This window comes from Sphingomonas sp. (assembly GCF_019749955.1).
GTDB lineage: Bacteria > Pseudomonadota > Alphaproteobacteria > Sphingomonadales > Sphingomonadaceae > Sphingomonas.
This window is the reverse complement of the sequence record NZ_JAIEPC010000029.1, coordinates 1-14475: the sequence shown is the minus strand read 5'-3', so window position 1 is coordinate 14475 and position 14475 is coordinate 1. Positions and strand designations below refer to the sequence as shown.

The following is a 14475-nucleotide window of genomic DNA, read 5'->3' as shown; positions in this document are numbered from 1 at the left end:
TAGCTCAGTTGGTTAGAGCGCCGGCCTGTCACGCCGGAGGTCGCGGGTTCGAGCCCCGTCACTCGCGCCATGCGCCTGACTTCGGTCAGACCCCCCTTCACCGCCAGCGCCCCGTCTCGATCCATTTGAGCAGCGGGCCGAGCGGCAAAATCCACACCACACCCGTCACCAGATAGAAAAGCGTCTGCGCCAGAATCGGCCAGCCGCCGACGGTGCCCGACAGGCTGGCGACCACGCCTGCCCAGATCGCGATCAGCGCGATGATCATCAGCGCACCGACAGGCTTGCGCCAGCTTGGGGTCATAGGGAGTCAGGTCCAATCCACTCGCGTTCCGTTACAATGGCGTGGAGCGCGATGTCCCACGCGTCAACCGGGACCTTGGGGACTTGCTGCACCGACCAGGCAACGCCGATCCGTAAAGCATCGGGCAAGGCGGCAAAGGCGCGGTCGTAATAGCCCGCACCCTGACCGAGCCGGTTCAAGGCAAGGTCGAACGCGACCAGCGGCGTCAGGATCATGTCGGGCACCAGTTCGGGCGCATCGGACGCAGGTTGGCGCAGACCAAAGGGGCCGGCGACCAGCGGATCGCTTGGCGTCCATGCGAGGAAGCGCATCGGCGCGGCGCGGTTGGTGACATGCGGCATCGCGATCCGCCAGCCGAGTGCCAGCGCGCTCTCGACGATTGGCGTTGGGTCGATCTCGCCCCCGATCGGCAGATAGCTTGCGATGATGCCGGACCGGGCAAGCCGCGCGCGCAGGACCGTCGGGACGGCCAGTGCTGGCCCGTCATCCGTCATCCTTAGCCTGCGCATGTGCGCGCGCAGCCTCGCCTTGTCCTCAGCGATCATCGTCGAGCCTCGCGGGCGGCATCATGGGGGTGTGGCGGGACCACCATGGGTCGGTTGCTAGAATATCCTCTGACGCCTGTAACGTCAGGTGGGGACCATTTTCTCAGACCAGGATCTGCGAAGGGACAGCCCCCTTGGATGATGATATCGCCTCAGGGATGTTCGCTAAGCTCGTACCGGGCAGTTCCCGCCACTTCCCTATCTAGGCGTTCGGGGCGTCTTCCTCAAGGGCTGTCGCCAAAGCTTCGAGCCGGTCGGCCAGTTGGCCGAGCAAGGGGTGTTCGCCCGTCGGTGCGCGTGCTTCGGCGTCGTTGAGCGCATCGGCCAGCATCAGCGCGACCAGCAGCATCGTGCGTTCGCCATTGCCGCCGCCCGACGCGCGCTGCGCCGCGTCCCAGCGCCCCGCGACCATCTTGCCGAGCCAGATCAGATGCGCTTCCTGGCCATCGGCACAGCCGACGCGGTGGTCGCGATCACCGATGCGGAGCGTGACTTCGGCCATCAGCCGCGCGCATCCGCAAGCAGCTTGTCGAGCGCTTCAATCGCTTCGCCCATCCGTGCGCGTAGTGCCGCATGGCGCCGGGCAAGCGCGTGGTGCGCGTTGGTACGCGCCGCAACCGCTGTATCGATTCGGGTGAGTGCGCGGTCGATGCGTGCGGCCGCCGACAGGTTTTCCTCCGCCATTATTGCTCGATAGCATGCTCTCACGCGTCGGCAAGCGCTCGCAAAAGCGCGCGGGAGATCGGAGCGCCTTTGGCTCGCCGCCTCAGGCGTCTGGCCCGGGTTCGGCAGCCGCGCCGGTGCGCAGCAAATCGATCGTCCGTCGCTCGAAATCCTGTGGCGCCAGCGCCGCCTGGGCCAGCGCTGCGCGATCGATCGCCAGCGCGACGCGGCCATTGGCGAGCATCATGCCCGCGTCGCACGCCGTTGCGAGCGTCCCGAGATCGTGCAGCGCGGTCAGCAGCGTCAGCCCGCCATCGACCAGCGACCGCAAGGCGTGACGAAGGTCGAACGCAGCCACGGGATCGAGCCAGTTGAAGGGCTCATCGAGAATGACCAGCGGCTCACCGCCCGCAAACGCCAGCGCGATGGCGACACGCTGGCGCATCCCGGCTGAACAGTCGCCAACCCATCGGTCCAGCAGCGGGTCGATCCCGAGCGCTGCGCCGACCGGGCCGAGCCGCGCGCGCACCGCATCGACATCGCCGCCAACGAGCCGAAGCAGGTCGCGGACTCGCAACGCATTAGGCAGGCGATCGGCCGGGGGCGCGAACCCGAAATGGCGCGCACGCGCCTCTCGGTTGTCGGTGCAATTTGCGCCGCCGATGATGCAAGTCCCCGCGGCGAACGGCAGGCGCCCTGCGAGCGCGCGCAACAAGCTCGTCTTCCCCGATCCATTGGCGCCGATCAAGCCGAACCATAATCCCGTCGGCACCATGACGTCGACATCCTCGACAACCCGTGTGCCCAAGCGATCGACCGACGCGCCGTTGAGTTTAATCGCCTGGGTCACGTCAGTAGCCATGTCGCCGGTGCTGCGCGCCGGTAGAGCTGCCACAGGATGGCCACGACCACCAAGGGCAACAGCAGCGGCAGCGCGACTCCCGCTAGGACCGCAGCGACAGCGCCGATGCCGACGATCAGGTCCGCGCTTCGCTTCGCATGCACGCGATAGGCGAGGATTCGTGCCGTCATCACCCCGAACGCGGCCACGGCGACGCAGCCAATGACGATTGCGGCGGCACTGGCAGACAAGATCAAGCACGCGAGTACCGTCAGCAGCGAAAAGACCAGCAGCGACCGGCTGTGGAGTCCGATGATGCGCCCGACTTTGTAACCCGATAGCGCCATGAATCGGATGGCGCCATCGTCCACCAGGGTCAGCATGAGCGCAACCGCGCCGGCGATAACGCCAGTCAATACCAGCATCGCCTCGGTGGCGGCCGAGCTGAAGAACAGCAGCGGCAGGGTGACGGGAATGGCCGCGAGTGCGCCGGCGATCGGGCGTTGCAGAAGGCTTCGGTCCAGCCGAAGCGGGGCCGATGGCGTCGCACCGCTACGCCGGCGCATGATCCGGCTTGCGATGTGCCCGCATCCGGCGCCGACGAGGTAGCTGATGATCGCGACACCCAGCGTCGCCGGGCGGCCGATCAGGGCGACGAAGGCGACAATGCCGCAGAGCAGCGCATGGATTGGCGCCGCGTACCGTCGCCAGGCCCGATCGGCCAGGGCATCAGCCGCGATAATGCCGTCATAGGCGTGGAAGATCCGCCGCTGCTCGATCAGCCGCGCTCCCGATGCGCCACTTGCCGCCGCAAGGCCCGCAATCGCCCATCCTGCGACGATCAAGGGGCGCGGGGACAGCCATGAATGCAGCGCGACGAGCGCGATCAGCGCGACGGCAACGGCAATCAGCCGATCGGTCCAAGCGGAAAGGCCAGCGCGCAGTTCATTGACGACGACCATGCGGTCATGTCGAAAAAGTCGAGTGTTTATCCAGTCTGTTACGTCTGCCATCAACTCAGCTCCTCGCGGTGGCTAACCTGCTTTTATGCCGCTCATCAGGCTTGCACAGCAGAAAAAACGCCGACCAAGTCTGTCAATCCCGCGTCGGCCACAGCGACGCGACCGCGCGAATCCATGACCTGCGCGTGACCCGAGGTTGACGCGAGCGCATCGCGCCCGCAAAGACGCGGCCAAATATCGACTCGCCGGAATTAGCCCCTTCGTCAGCGCTGAGCCCGGCCATCCGGGGATTTTGATGGGCGCCGCCGACACCGATCTCGCAAATGCCATTCGCGCGCTGTCGATGGACGCGGTCGAGGCCGCCAATTCGGGCCACCCGGGCATGCCGATGGGCATGGCTGATGTCGCGACGGTGCTGTTCACCCGCTATCTGAAGTTCGATCCCGCCGATCCGAAATGGCCCGACCGTGACCGCTTTGTGCTGTCGGCGGGGCATGGATCGATGCTGATGTATTCGCTGCTGTATCTGACCGGCTATGAAGCGCCGACGATCGACGAAATCCGCAATTTCCGCCAGTTCGGCAGCCCGTGCGCGGGGCATCCCGAGAATTTCGAGCTCGCAGGCGTCGAATGCACCACCGGGCCGCTGGGGCAGGGGCTGGCGATGGCAGTCGGGATGGCGACTGCCGAGCGGCATTTGAACGCCGTGTTCGACGATGCGCTGGTCGACCACCGCACTTGGGTGATCGCGGGCGATGGCTGCCTGATGGAAGGCATCAACCACGAAGCGGTCGGGCTGGCGGGGCATCTCGGGCTTGGGCGGCTCAATGTGCTATGGGACGATAACCGCATCACGATCGACGGCGCGGTATCGCTGTCGTCGAGCGAGGATATCCCGGCGCGCTATGCCGCGAGCGGTTGGCACACCGCCGAGTGCGATGGCCATGACGTCGCCGATATCGCGCGGGCGATCGAGGAAGCGATCACCGATCCGCGGCCCTCGCTGATCCGTTGCCGCACGATCATCGGCAAGGGCGCGCCGAACAAGCAAGGCACGTCGAAGACCCACGGATCGGCGCTCGGCAAGGATGAAGTGGCCGCCGCGCGCGAAACGCTCGGCTGGTCTTCGGCGCCGTTCGAGATTCCTGACGATATCCGCGCGACCTGGCTCGATTTCGGCAAGCGTGGTGCGTCGGTTCATGCCGATTGGGCAGAGCGGCTGGCGGCGCATGCCGATGGCGCCGAATTCACCCGGCGGATGGTCGGCAACGTCGCGCTCGACGATGCGACCGGCTGGGCTTTTGCGCAGTGGGACAAGGTCCCGGCATCGGTCGCGACGCGCAAGGCTTCGGAATTCGCGCTGGCGGGGCTGACGGCGGCGATGCCCGAACTGATCGGTGGGTCGGCCGATCTCACGGGCTCGAACCTCACCAAGACGCCGTCGCTGACGACCCTCTCGGCGGACGATTATGCCGGGCGCTATATCAACTATGGCATCCGCGAATTCGGGATGGCGGCGGCGATGAACGGGATGGCGCTGCACGGCGGGGTGATCCCGTTCGGCGGGACGTTCCTGGTGTTCTCGGACTATGCGCGCCCTGCGATTCGCTTGTCGGCACTGCAACAGGCACGCGTGATCTATGTGATGACGCATGATTCGATCGGCGTCGGCGAGGATGGCCCGACGCATCAGCCGATCGAGCATGTCATGAGCCTGCGGATGATCCCGAATCTCGACGTCTATCGCCCGTGCGACGCGGTCGAGACGGCGGAGTGCTGGGCGCTGGCGGTGGCGAAGCAGGATGGTCCCGGGCTGCTCGCGCTCTCACGCCAGAACCTGCCGCTGCTGCGCGAGACCGGCGACATGCTGAGCGCGCGTGGTGCTTACCGTCTGCGCGCTGCCAAGGCCGCGCGGCAAGTCGTGCTGATCGCCAGCGGCTCCGAAGTGTCGATTGCGGTCGAGACTGCCGAGGCGCTCGAAGCGCAGGGGATCGGTGCCGATGTCGTGTCGATGCCTTGCTGGTCGCGCTTCGACGCGCAGGACGCCGAATACCGCGCCGATGTCCTTCCCGCCGATGTGCTGAAAGTTTCGATCGAGGCGGGCACAACGCTCGGTTGGGAGCGTTACACCGGGGACGGCCTGCGCATTGGTATCGACAGCTTCGGTGCCTCCGGACCTGCGGGCGATCTTTACACGCATTTCGGCCTGACGGCAGACGCCATCGCGCCGAAGATCATCAATAAATTGAAGAACTAACGGAGTCTTTCTGACATGACGGTCAAGGTTGCAATCAACGGGTTCGGGCGCATTGGTCGGCTCGTTGCTCGGGCGATGATGGAGCAGGGCGACACCGGGCTCGAACTGGTCGCGATCAACGATCTCGCCGATGCCAAGTCGAACGCCTGGCTGTTCAGCCGCGACAGCGTCCATGGCAAATATCCCGGCACCGTCACCGCCGAGGGCAATGACATCGTCATCGACGGCAAGCGCATCCGCGTCACCGCCGAGCGCGATCCGGCGAACTTGCCGCACGCCGAACTGGGCGTCGACCTGGTGCTCGAATGCACCGGTTTCTTCACCGATCGGGAAAGCTGCCAGAAGCATCTCGATGCAGGCGCGAAGAAAGTCCTGATCTCGGCGCCGGGCAAGGGCGTCGACCTGACCGTCGTCTTTGGCGTCAACCACGACAAGCTGACGGCCGAGCACACCATTGTCTCCAATGCTTCGTGCACCACCAATTGCCTCGCCCCCGTCGCCAAGGTGCTCAACGACGCGATCGGCATTGAGCGCGGGCTGATGACGACGGTCCACGCCTATACCAACGACCAGAAGATCCTCGATCAGGTCCACAGCGATCCGCGTCGCGCGCGCGCTGCCGCTATGTCGATCATCCCGACCACCACCGGCGCGGCGCGTGCGGTCGGCGAAGTGCTGCCCGAGCTGAAGGGCAAGCTCGACGGCTCGGCGATCCGCGTGCCGGTGCCCGACGTCAGCCTGGTCGACCTGACCTTCACGCCCAAGCGTGACGTGACCAGGGACGAAGTCAACGCGATCCTGAAGGCAGCGTCAGAGAGCGGCCCGCTCGCCGGCATCCTCGACTATTCCGACGAGCCGCTCGTCTCGATCGACCTGATGCACAATCAGGCATCCTCGACGATCGACAGCCTCGAAACCGCAGTCATCGACGGCAAACTGGTGCGCGTTGTCAGCTGGTACGACAATGAATGGGGCTTTTCGAACCGCATGGTCGATACCGCCAAGGCCATGGCGGCGTTCCTCTAAGCAATCTTGGTTTTGGCGGGCATGCGGATCGCGGGTGGCGCCGCGATCATCGTGGAGAATGACGCGTGAGAGCTTTCAAGACGCTCGACGATATGGGCGATATCAGCGGCAAGCGCGTGCTGGTGCGCGAGGATTTGAATGTGCCGATGGCCGATGGGCAGGTCAGCGATGACACACGCCTGCGCGCCACGCTGCCGACGGTGACCGAACTGGCCGACCGGGGGGCGATTGTGCTGATCCTCGCGCATTTCGGTCGCCCGAAAGGGCCGAGCGCCGAATTCTCGCTCCACCAGATCGTCGCGCCTTATGCGGCGGTGCTGGGCCGTCCGGTGCATTATGTCGACTGGGAGGGAGATGCGGCAGCGGTGGCCAAGCTCCAGCCGGGCGATGTCGCGATTGTTGAAAACACGCGCTTCTTCGGTGGCGAAGAGAAGAATGATCCCGCGACCGTCGCGCGGTTCGCGTCGCTCGGTGATCTCTACGTCAACGACGCCTTTTCCGCCGCGCACCGTGCGCATGCCTCGACCGAAGGCCTCGCGCACGTACTGCCCGCCTTTGCGGGGCGGGAGATGGAGGCCGAACTCGACGCGCTCGACAAGGCGCTCGGTAACCCTGAGCATCCGGTGGCAGCGGTCGTCGGCGGGGCGAAGGTGTCGACCAAGCTCGATGTGCTCAAGCATCTGGTCGACAAGGTCGATCACCTGATCATCGGCGGCGGCATGGCCAACACCTTCCTCGCCGCGCGCGGGGTGAATGTCGGCAAGTCTTTGTGCGAGCATGACCTGACCGGCACGGCGGACGAGATTTTCGCGGCGGCCGAGGCCGCGAACTGCACGATCCATTTGCCCTACGACGTCGTCGTGTCGAAAGAGTTCGCGGCCAATCCGCCAAGCCTGCGGACATGCAACGTCCACGAAGTTGCAGCGGACGAAATGATCCTCGACATCGGCCCCGCCGCGACCGAAGCGCTGGCCGACGTGCTGAAGAATTGCCGTACCTTGGTGTGGAACGGCCCGCTCGGCGCGTTCGAGACGCCGCCGTTCGATACGGCTACCGTGGCGCTGGCGCGCACCGCCGCGGCGCTGACCAGCGAAGGCTCGCTTGTCTCGGTCGCGGGTGGCGGCGATACGGTCGCGGCGCTCAACCAGGCAGGGGTCGCCGATCAATTTACCTTCGTATCGACCGCCGGCGGTGCCTTCCTCGAATGGATGGAAGGCAAGGAATTGCCGGGGGTGGCCGCGCTTTCGCGCTAATCGCGCTTTACACACGCGCGGCCCGCAGCTATCGGCGCCCCCGGATTTCGTCATTTCGCTTGGGCTCTTGAGACCCGGCGGGCGCGGTCGGCGGTGCCAACCCGTGTTCCATGACGCATTCCACCATGCCGCGGTGGCACTTGCTTGAGATGCAAGCTCGACGGTTCAACTCCGTCATTGGTAGCTCAGTTGGGTAGAGCAGTAGACTTCTAATCTACGTGTCGCGGGTTCGATTCCCGCCCAAACAGGCCTGAACAGCCTCCACATCGGGGAGGCCGACGGGGCATTCAGGCAACGGCGTAGGGCTTGCCCCGCGCCCGCGCCACCAGATGACCGGCCCTGTGCCGGCGAGGATATCGGTGCCGCCGCCCGGCTGCGCGCCGCGCCTCCCAGAGTCCGGGCACGCCCGGGGCTGCTGCGGGCACGGCAAAGGATCGGGGGAGTCATCTCAATCGCCGGACCGCCGCGCCATTAGGGAATGTCCCGTCGGCCAAACTTCGCATTCTCTATGAAGATCACGATATAAATAATTCTTTATGTGATAAATAATTTGATCGACTGTCTTTCAACCGTCACAAAAGGCGCGTAGCGGCCCGTCCCTTCGCCAAGCAATCGGGCCTGGCGATGCAAGAGGAGGGCTGCAGTAATGCTAAAGAACATTGTCATTGCTGAAAACCAGCGCGGCCTCCTCATCAAGGATGGCCGCTTCATCAAGATGTTCGATCCCGGTCGCTACCGACTTTGGGACTTCTGGAACCGTGCGCAAGTCGAGATCGACTTGGCAGAGGGCGTGTGTAATTCGCCCTGGGCTGAGCTGATCGCCAAGCGTCATCCGGACATCTCGGCCAAATATTTCGAGATCGTGCAGGTGCGCGAAGGCGAAGTCGCGGTGGTCTTTCAGGATGACGTGCCGTCGCTTGTCGTACGGCCGGGCCAGACCGTCTACGTCTGGCGCGTGCTGAAGACGGTGCGGGTCGAGCGCTTCGATGTCGAGGCGACCGCGCGGCTCACGCGGGCGCAGCTGATCGCGCTCGAGAAGGTTGGCGGTGGTGCCCATGCGGCGTCGCAGGCGATCGTCTCGGTGTCGGTGGCCGAAGCCAATGCGGCGGTCGTGTTCTTCGACGGCGAGCTGGCGGAAACGCTGGGGCCGGGTCGCTATGGCTATTGGTCGGTCGGCCGAAAGGTCACGGCCAAGGCGTTCGACACCCGGCCGTTGCCGCTCGAAGTGACGGCGCAGGAAATCCTGACGCGCGATCGTATTTCGCTCCGGGTCACGCTCACCTGCTTCACGCAGGTGGTTGATGTGGAGCGGGCGGCGCTCGGCGTGCCGGATTACGCGGCGCACATCTACAAGCTCGTCCAGTTCGCGGTGCGGGAGGCCGTGGGCGGGCGGGCGCTCGACGAAGTGCTCAACGACCGCGTTACGGTCGATGCGCAGATCACCGAGCATGTCCGGCGCGAGCTTGGCGACATCGGCGTCATCGTTGCCGAACTTGGCATCAAGGACGTGATTTTGCCGGGCGAGATGCGTGAGCTGATCAACAAGGTGGTGGAGGCGGAAAAGGTCGCGCAGGCGAACCTGATCCGTCGGCGTGAGGAAACCGCGGCGACGCGGTCGCTCCTCAACACCGCGCGGTTGATGGAGGACAGCCCGACGCTGCTGCGTCTGAAGGAGCTTGAGGCGCTCGAGCGTGTGACCGAAAAGGTCGGACGGATCGACGTTCAGGCGAGTTCGGGCGAGGGGTTGAACGCGATCCTCGACCGGCTGGTGCACTTGCGCCAGCGCGACTGATGGGGAAGCGGGGGGAGGCGACTCCCCCCGTTTTTCGTGCCAGCCAGGATTAGCTTGCCGGTGCGGGAGCAGGCGCCGGCGCAGGTTCGCGCAGCAGCGGCATGACGACGGCGTTCAGATCGTCGAGGTCGAACGCGCCTGCCTTGGCGTACCGTACCCGTCCGGCGCGATCGATGACATAGTTGGTCGGCAGTGCGCCCAGATCGGTATAGGGGCCACGCAGGCGCCGCACCGGCGACATCCGCATCGCCGCGAACAGTTTCTTGAGCTGGTACAGCGGCACCGAATCCTCGGTTGTGATCGCGAAGACGCGCAGCCCCGCATCCTTGCGTGCGTAATAAAAGGCGTCGAGCGTCGGCAATTCGGTGCGGCACGGCACGCACCATGTCGCCCAGAAATTGATCACCACGACTTGCCCGCGCAGATCGGCAAGCTTCACTTTGGAGCCGTCGACCAGCGTCATTTCGAAATCGGGCGCAGGCTGGCCGACCTTGGGCTCCTTGGCCAGCAGCGGCGGCGCCAGCGCCAGCGCGACCAGCGCCACCACAATGTTGAGAAACCTCATGATCCTGCTCCCCAAATGCCGTTCGCGCTAAGGCTGAAGCCTTGTTGTCCAATCGTCAAGCCGCGATCCCAATCGCGCCATTGCCCCTCACGCGCGGGGCGGCTAACAGCGCCGCAGCATTCGTATGCATCGAACCAGGGGAACCCCATGACGCCGACCGTCAAAGCCATTCTTGCCAATTATGAATCCGACAATCCCGGTGTGAAGGCCAATCTGGCGCGCATCCTGATGCAGGGGCGGCTGGGCGGCACGGGCAAGCTGATCATTCTGCCGGTCGACCAGGGCTTTGAACATGGCCCGGCGCGCTCGTTCGCGATCAACCCGCCGGCCTATGATCCGCATTATCATTTCCAGCTCGCGATCGACGCGGGGCTGTCGGCTTATGCCGCGCCGCTCGGGATGATCGAGGCGGGGGCGGCGACCTTTGCCGGGCAGGTTCCGACGATCCTGAAGGTCAATTCGTCGAACAGCTGGGCGACCAACATCAACCAGGCGCTGACCGGCAGTGTCGAGGATGCGCTGCGGCTCGGCTGCGCGGCGATCGGCTTCACCATCTATCCGGGTGCCGACGACGTGTTCGACATGATGGAGGAAATCCAGCAAATGTCGGCCGAAGCCAAGTCGGTCGGTATCGCGACGGTGATCTGGTCCTACCCGCGCGGGGGCAAGCTGTCGAAGAAGGGCGAACTCGCGCTCGACGTCGGCGCCTATGCGGCGCACATGGCGACGTTGCTGGGTGCGCACATCATCAAGGTCAAGCTGCCGAGCGATCACATCGAGCAGGATGACGCCAAAAAGGCCTATGAAGGCTTTGACAGCTCGACGCAGGCCAAGCGCGTGGCCCATGTCGTGCAGTCGTGCTTCGATGGGCGACGGATCGTAGTGTTCTCGGGCGGGGCGGCCAAGGGTGCCGATGCGGTCTATCAGGACGCGCGCGACATTCGCGACGGCGGCGGGCATGGCTCGATCATCGGTCGCAACACCTTCCAGCGCCCGCGCGCCGAGGCGCTGGCGATGCTCGACAAGCTGGTCGGGATCTACACCGGCGAGGAAGCCTGAACCCGTTCGATCTGAGCGGTCGCGTCGCGCTGGTGACGGGCGCAGGGCGCGGGCTGGGGTTTGAAATCGCCAAGGCACTGGCGGCGGCGGGCGCGCGCGTGGTGCTCAACGGGCGCGATGCAGCGCGACTGGCGACGGCGGCGGCGCGGATCGAAGGGGAGGTAGCGATTGCCGCGTTTGACGTGGCCTCGCCCGATGCCGAAGAAAATGTTGCGGCAATTGCTGCGCAGCATGGACTCGACATTCTGGTCAACAATGTCGGCCAGCGCGGTCGCCAGCCGCTCGACGAGTTTGATCTCGACGGCGTGCGTGCGCTGACCGACGCCAATCTCGTCGCGCCGCTGATGATGGCGCGCGCTTCCGCCCGCGCGATGGCGGGTACGGGGCGCGGCCGCATCATCAATATCACCTCGATCGCCGGCCCGATCGCAAACAGCGGCTCAGCGGTTTATACGATGACCAAGGGCGGGCTGGCGGCACTGACGCGCGCGCTCGCGGCCGACTTTGGTCCGGACGGGATCACCGTGAACAGCATTGCCCCGGGCTTTTTTGCGACCGAAACCAACGCCGAAGTGGCCGCCGACCCGCTGATCGGCGACTGGCTCGCCCGGCGGACATCGCTCGGGCGTTGGGGGCGACCCGAGGAGGTCGCTGGTGCCGCAGTGTTCCTCGCCTCGGACGCCGCATCCTATATCACCGGGCAGACGATCACCGTCGATGGCGGGTTTCTGGCGCATTTCTGAGCGGAGCGAGCGATGAGCGATTGGGCACGAGTGGACGAGTATATCGGCGACAAGCTGCTCGGGCATGATCAGGTGCTCGCGGCTGCGCTCGCGGCGAACGCCGCTGCCGATCTGCCACCGATCGATGTATCCGCCGCGCAGGGCAAGATGCTCCACTTGTTCGCGCGGATGGCCGGGGCGCGGCGGATTCTCGAGATCGGGACGCTCGGTGGCTATTCGACGATCTGGCTCGCCCGCGCGCTCCCCGAGGGCGGAAGGCTGGTGACGATTGAGCTCGATCCGCACCACGCCAACGTCGCGCTCTCGAACATCGCGCGCGCCGGACTGGCGGACCGCGTGGAGCTGCGCGTCGGCCCCGCGCTCGATACGGTGGCGGCAATGCAAGCGGCGGGGGAGGACCCGTTCGACTTCGTCTTCATCGACGCCGACAAGGATAATGGCGTCGGCTATGTCCAGGCGGCGATTGCGCTTGGGCGGCCGGGGACGGTGATTGTCGTCGACAATGTCGTGCGCGAAGGCGGGGTGCTCGATCCCGCGAGCGACGACCCGCGCATCATCGGCACCCGCGCGTTGTTCGATTATGTTGGCGCGGCGCCGGAACTCGACGCGACTGCCGTGCAGACTGTCGGTGCCAAGAAATGGGACGGCTTCCTGCTCGCGATCGTCGAGGCGCCCGACGCGATATGACCGCGCGCGACTTCGCCTATCACCGGAGCGTCGCACCGATGATGTGGGTTTTCGTTGCGATCGCGGCGACGGAATTGGCGGTGGTCCATTTCCTGGTCGCGCTGTGGTCGCCGTGGGTCGCGTTGGCGCTTTCGATGGCGACGTTCGGATCGATCCTCTGGCTGATTGGTGTGATCCGGTCGTTCGCGCGGTTGCCGGTGCGGATTGCCGATGAGCAATTGCTGATGCGCGTCGGCACGCTCAAGCAGGTGTCGACGCCGCTCGCCAATATCGCTGGGCTCGCGCCGAGCTGGGATGCGGCGATGCTCAAGCAGCGCGACGTCATCAACCTCGCGCTGATTGCCTATCCCAATGTGGTCGTGCTGCTCCGCGAGCCAGTGTTGGCTACTCGGGGGCGGAAGGTGACCAAGCTTGCGCATCGGCTCGATGATCCCGCCGCTTTCGCGGACGCGCTGGACGCGTTAGGGCAGGGCGATGATTGATGATGACGACCCGCTCGGCCCGCTCGACCCCGATTTCGCGGCGCAATTCGTGCGCGATTACCGGCGGCCGCCGTGCCAGCTTTACCTCATCTCGCCGCTGGATGTGACCGGCGACTTTCCCGATCGGCTGAAGCGCGCGCTGGGCACGGGGCCGGTCGCGGCGTTCCAGTTCCGGGTGAAGGACATCGACCAGCATGAAGCGGCACGGCTGGCCGAGCCGCTCCAGCGCATCTGTGCCGACGCCGATGTCGCCTTCATCGTCAACGACAGCGTGGCGCTCGCCAAGCGGCTCGGCGCAGACGGCGTGCATCTGGGGCAGAGCGATGGCGATCCGCGTGAGGCCCGGCTCGCGCTCGGGCCAGCGGTGCAGATCGGCGTGACGTGCCACGCCAGCCGCCATCTGGCGATGGAAGCGGGGGAAGCGGGGGCCGACTATGTCGCGTTCGGCGCTTTCTACCCGACCACCACCAAGACGGTCGAACATCACGCCGATCCGGTGCTGCTAAGCTGGTGGTCGACCGTGTTTGAACTCCCCTGCGTCGCGATCGGTGGGATCACGCCCGCCAATGCCGCCCCGCTGGTGGCGGCGGGCGCCGACTTCCTGGCGGTGTCGGGCGCGGTCTGGGGCGGCGACGAAGCGGCGGTGGTCGCATCGTTCGAAGCGGTGTTACGCGGGTGAAGACTTGCGTCGCCGATTGTGGTAGGATTTCGGCATGAGCAAGCTGTCGCCGATCGAGTCTGAATTCGAGACCACCGAAGATGCCGAAGCCTATGACGCTTGGTTCCGCGCCAAGGTAGAGGCAGCGCTTGCGTCGACCAAACCGCGCATTCCGCACGATGAAGCGATGGCGCGGCTGGACGAAAGACTGGAGGCACGCCGTGCTGCCCGTCGTCTGGAGCCTTGAGGCCCTCGACGCGCTTGAGGACATCATTGCATATGTCGAAGAGCGAAACGTCAACGCTGCGGGCCGCTTACGCGCTCTGATTGAGACCGCAGCGGAGCGCTTTCCGCTGCACCCCTATCTGTACCGCCCCGGGCGCGTTGCTGGCACGCGAGAGGCTGTTGTCCACCCGAACTACATCATCGTCTATCGCGTAGCGCAGGATCACATTCTGATCGTGGCCGTCCTGCACGCGCGCCAGCAATATCCCTGAAATTCGCGGCACCGATCGCTTGGCGCCGTGCGGCGTGCTGATACCTTGCCCGATCCGCAGCGCGCGGCTACAGCGCATCGCTTGTTTCTAACACGGCGGGACTTCCATGAAAATCAGCGGCGTCGACATTCGCCCCGGCAA

The 14475-nt window shown here is 65.3% G+C and carries 18 protein-coding genes and 1 tRNA gene; 12 read left to right on the top strand and 7 right to left on the bottom strand.

Annotated elements, in window-relative coordinates:
- Positions 1–97 precede the first annotated feature (97 nt).
- The 6 genes from K2W81_RS08540 to K2W81_RS08515 form a co-directional block, all read right to left on the bottom strand.
- Positions 98–304 carry a DUF2842 domain-containing protein gene (locus K2W81_RS08540; protein WP_294103338.1) on the bottom strand — a complete coding sequence of 69 codons (207 nt, stop codon included), beginning with the start codon at positions 302–304 and terminating at the stop codon, positions 98–100.
- Positions 301–849 carry a 5-formyltetrahydrofolate cyclo-ligase gene (locus tag K2W81_RS08535; RefSeq protein ID WP_294103337.1) on the bottom strand — a complete coding sequence of 183 codons (549 nt, stop codon included), beginning with the start codon at positions 847–849 and terminating at the stop codon, positions 301–303. The genes K2W81_RS08540 and K2W81_RS08535 overlap by 4 nt, the downstream gene beginning before the upstream one ends.
- A 202-nt stretch (positions 850–1051) precedes the next feature.
- Complete coding sequence (locus tag K2W81_RS08530) at positions 1052–1351, bottom strand: cell division protein ZapA (protein WP_294103335.1); 300 nt, start codon at positions 1349–1351, stop codon at positions 1052–1054.
- A complete protein-coding gene (locus K2W81_RS08525) occupies positions 1351–1533 on the bottom strand; it encodes a hypothetical protein (protein WP_294103333.1) in 183 nt (60 codons plus the stop codon). The genes K2W81_RS08530 and K2W81_RS08525 overlap by 1 nt, the downstream gene beginning before the upstream one ends.
- 82 nt (positions 1534–1615) lie before the next feature.
- Positions 1616–2362 (bottom strand): ATP-binding cassette domain-containing protein, encoded by a 747-nt coding sequence (locus K2W81_RS08520; RefSeq protein ID WP_294103331.1) that lies wholly within the window; start codon positions 2360–2362, stop codon positions 1616–1618.
- On the bottom strand, positions 2359–3366 hold the full coding sequence (locus K2W81_RS08515; protein WP_294103329.1) for a hypothetical protein: 1008 nt from the start codon (positions 3364–3366) through the stop codon (positions 2359–2361). Before K2W81_RS08515 ends, K2W81_RS08520 begins: the two co-directional genes overlap by 4 nt.
- Positions 3367–3610: 244 nt before the next feature.
- On the opposite strand from K2W81_RS08515, the gene tkt reads away from it, so the two are divergent.
- The 5 genes from tkt (at position 3611) to K2W81_RS08490 (ending at position 9643) form a co-directional block, all read left to right on the top strand.
- The gene (tkt, locus tag K2W81_RS08510; protein WP_294103327.1) at positions 3611–5572 is read left to right on the top strand and encodes a transketolase; all 1962 of its coding nucleotides are present in this window, start codon (positions 3611–3613) and stop codon (positions 5570–5572) included.
- Positions 5573–5587: 15 nt separating this feature from the next.
- Complete coding sequence (gap, locus tag K2W81_RS08505; RefSeq protein ID WP_294103325.1) at positions 5588–6598, top strand: type I glyceraldehyde-3-phosphate dehydrogenase; 1011 nt, start codon at positions 5588–5590, stop codon at positions 6596–6598.
- A gap of 92 nt (positions 6599–6690) precedes the next feature.
- Positions 6691–7851, top strand: coding sequence for a phosphoglycerate kinase (locus K2W81_RS08500; protein WP_294103339.1), 1161 nt, complete (start codon positions 6691–6693; stop codon positions 7849–7851).
- Between the two features lie 172 nt (positions 7852–8023).
- Positions 8024–8099: transfer RNA gene (locus tag K2W81_RS08495), tRNA-Arg, on the top strand.
- A gap of 398 nt (positions 8100–8497) precedes the next feature.
- Entirely contained in the window at positions 8498–9643 is a 1146-nt protein-coding gene (locus tag K2W81_RS08490) for a slipin family protein (protein WP_294103324.1), read from the top strand.
- A 49-nt stretch (positions 9644–9692) separates the two neighbouring features.
- Here K2W81_RS08490 and K2W81_RS08485 read toward each other — a convergent pair whose 3' ends face one another.
- Complete coding sequence (locus K2W81_RS08485; RefSeq protein WP_294103322.1) at positions 9693–10208, bottom strand: TlpA disulfide reductase family protein; 516 nt, start codon at positions 10206–10208, stop codon at positions 9693–9695.
- A 147-nt stretch (positions 10209–10355) separates the two neighbouring features.
- On the opposite strand from K2W81_RS08485, the gene K2W81_RS08480 reads away from it, so the two are divergent.
- Genes K2W81_RS08480 through K2W81_RS08450 form a run of 7 tightly spaced genes read left to right on the top strand, consistent with a single transcriptional unit; the run spans position 10356 to position 14334 of the window.
- Positions 10356–11267: a class I fructose-bisphosphate aldolase gene (locus K2W81_RS08480; RefSeq protein ID WP_294103320.1), complete on the top strand. Its 912-nt coding sequence runs from the start codon at positions 10356–10358 to the stop codon at positions 11265–11267.
- A 32-nt stretch (positions 11268–11299) separates the two neighbouring features.
- The gene (locus K2W81_RS08475; RefSeq protein ID WP_294103318.1) at positions 11300–12010 is read left to right on the top strand and encodes an SDR family oxidoreductase; all 711 of its coding nucleotides are present in this window, start codon (positions 11300–11302) and stop codon (positions 12008–12010) included.
- Positions 12011–12022: 12 nt separating this feature from the next.
- Positions 12023–12697, top strand: coding sequence for an O-methyltransferase (locus K2W81_RS08470; RefSeq protein WP_294103316.1), 675 nt, complete (start codon positions 12023–12025; stop codon positions 12695–12697).
- Positions 12694–13179: a hypothetical protein gene (locus K2W81_RS08465; RefSeq protein ID WP_294103314.1), complete on the top strand. Its 486-nt coding sequence runs from the start codon at positions 12694–12696 to the stop codon at positions 13177–13179. The genes K2W81_RS08470 and K2W81_RS08465 overlap by 4 nt, the downstream gene beginning before the upstream one ends.
- Positions 13172–13858, top strand: a complete 687-nt coding sequence (gene thiE, locus K2W81_RS08460; protein ID WP_294103312.1) for a thiamine phosphate synthase — start codon at positions 13172–13174, stop codon at positions 13856–13858. Before K2W81_RS08465 ends, thiE begins: the two co-directional genes overlap by 8 nt.
- A 34-nt stretch (positions 13859–13892) precedes the next feature.
- Entirely contained in the window at positions 13893–14084 is a 192-nt protein-coding gene (locus K2W81_RS08455) for a stability determinant (RefSeq protein WP_294103310.1), read from the top strand.
- Complete coding sequence (locus K2W81_RS08450) at positions 14059–14334, top strand: type II toxin-antitoxin system RelE/ParE family toxin (protein WP_294103308.1); 276 nt, start codon at positions 14059–14061, stop codon at positions 14332–14334. Before K2W81_RS08455 ends, K2W81_RS08450 begins: the two co-directional genes overlap by 26 nt.
- Positions 14335–14475: the final 141 nt, after the last annotated feature.

Excerpts from the sequence above, each read along its gene's own strand:
- K2W81_RS08540 (WP_294103338.1), bottom strand. The coding sequence starts at position 304 with ATGACCCCAAGCTGGCGCAAGCCTGTCGGTGCGCTGATGATCATCGCG.
- K2W81_RS08535 (WP_294103337.1), bottom strand. The coding sequence starts at position 849 with ATGATCGCTGAGGACAAGGCGAGGCTGCGCGCGCACATGCGCAGGCTA.
- K2W81_RS08530 (WP_294103335.1), bottom strand. The coding sequence starts at position 1,351 with ATGGCCGAAGTCACGCTCCGCATCGGTGATCGCGACCACCGCGTCGGC.
- K2W81_RS08525 (WP_294103333.1), bottom strand. The coding sequence starts at position 1,533 with ATGGCGGAGGAAAACCTGTCGGCGGCCGCACGCATCGACCGCGCACTC.
- K2W81_RS08515 (WP_294103329.1), bottom strand. The coding sequence starts at position 3,366 with ATGGCAGACGTAACAGACTGGATAAACACTCGACTTTTTCGACATGAC.
- tkt (WP_294103327.1), top strand. The coding sequence starts at position 3,611 with ATGGGCGCCGCCGACACCGATCTCGCAAATGCCATTCGCGCGCTGTCG.
- gap (WP_294103325.1), top strand. The coding sequence starts at position 5,588 with ATGACGGTCAAGGTTGCAATCAACGGGTTCGGGCGCATTGGTCGGCTC.
- K2W81_RS08500 (WP_294103339.1), top strand. The coding sequence starts at position 6,691 with ATGGGCGATATCAGCGGCAAGCGCGTGCTGGTGCGCGAGGATTTGAAT.
- K2W81_RS08490 (WP_294103324.1), top strand. The coding sequence starts at position 8,498 with ATGCTAAAGAACATTGTCATTGCTGAAAACCAGCGCGGCCTCCTCATC.
- K2W81_RS08485 (WP_294103322.1), bottom strand. The coding sequence starts at position 10,208 with ATGAGGTTTCTCAACATTGTGGTGGCGCTGGTCGCGCTGGCGCTGGCG.
- K2W81_RS08480 (WP_294103320.1), top strand. The coding sequence starts at position 10,356 with ATGACGCCGACCGTCAAAGCCATTCTTGCCAATTATGAATCCGACAAT.
- K2W81_RS08470 (WP_294103316.1), top strand. The coding sequence starts at position 12,023 with ATGAGCGATTGGGCACGAGTGGACGAGTATATCGGCGACAAGCTGCTC.
- K2W81_RS08465 (WP_294103314.1), top strand. The coding sequence starts at position 12,694 with ATGACCGCGCGCGACTTCGCCTATCACCGGAGCGTCGCACCGATGATG.
- thiE (WP_294103312.1), top strand. The coding sequence starts at position 13,172 with ATGATTGATGATGACGACCCGCTCGGCCCGCTCGACCCCGATTTCGCG.
- K2W81_RS08455 (WP_294103310.1), top strand. The coding sequence starts at position 13,893 with ATGAGCAAGCTGTCGCCGATCGAGTCTGAATTCGAGACCACCGAAGAT.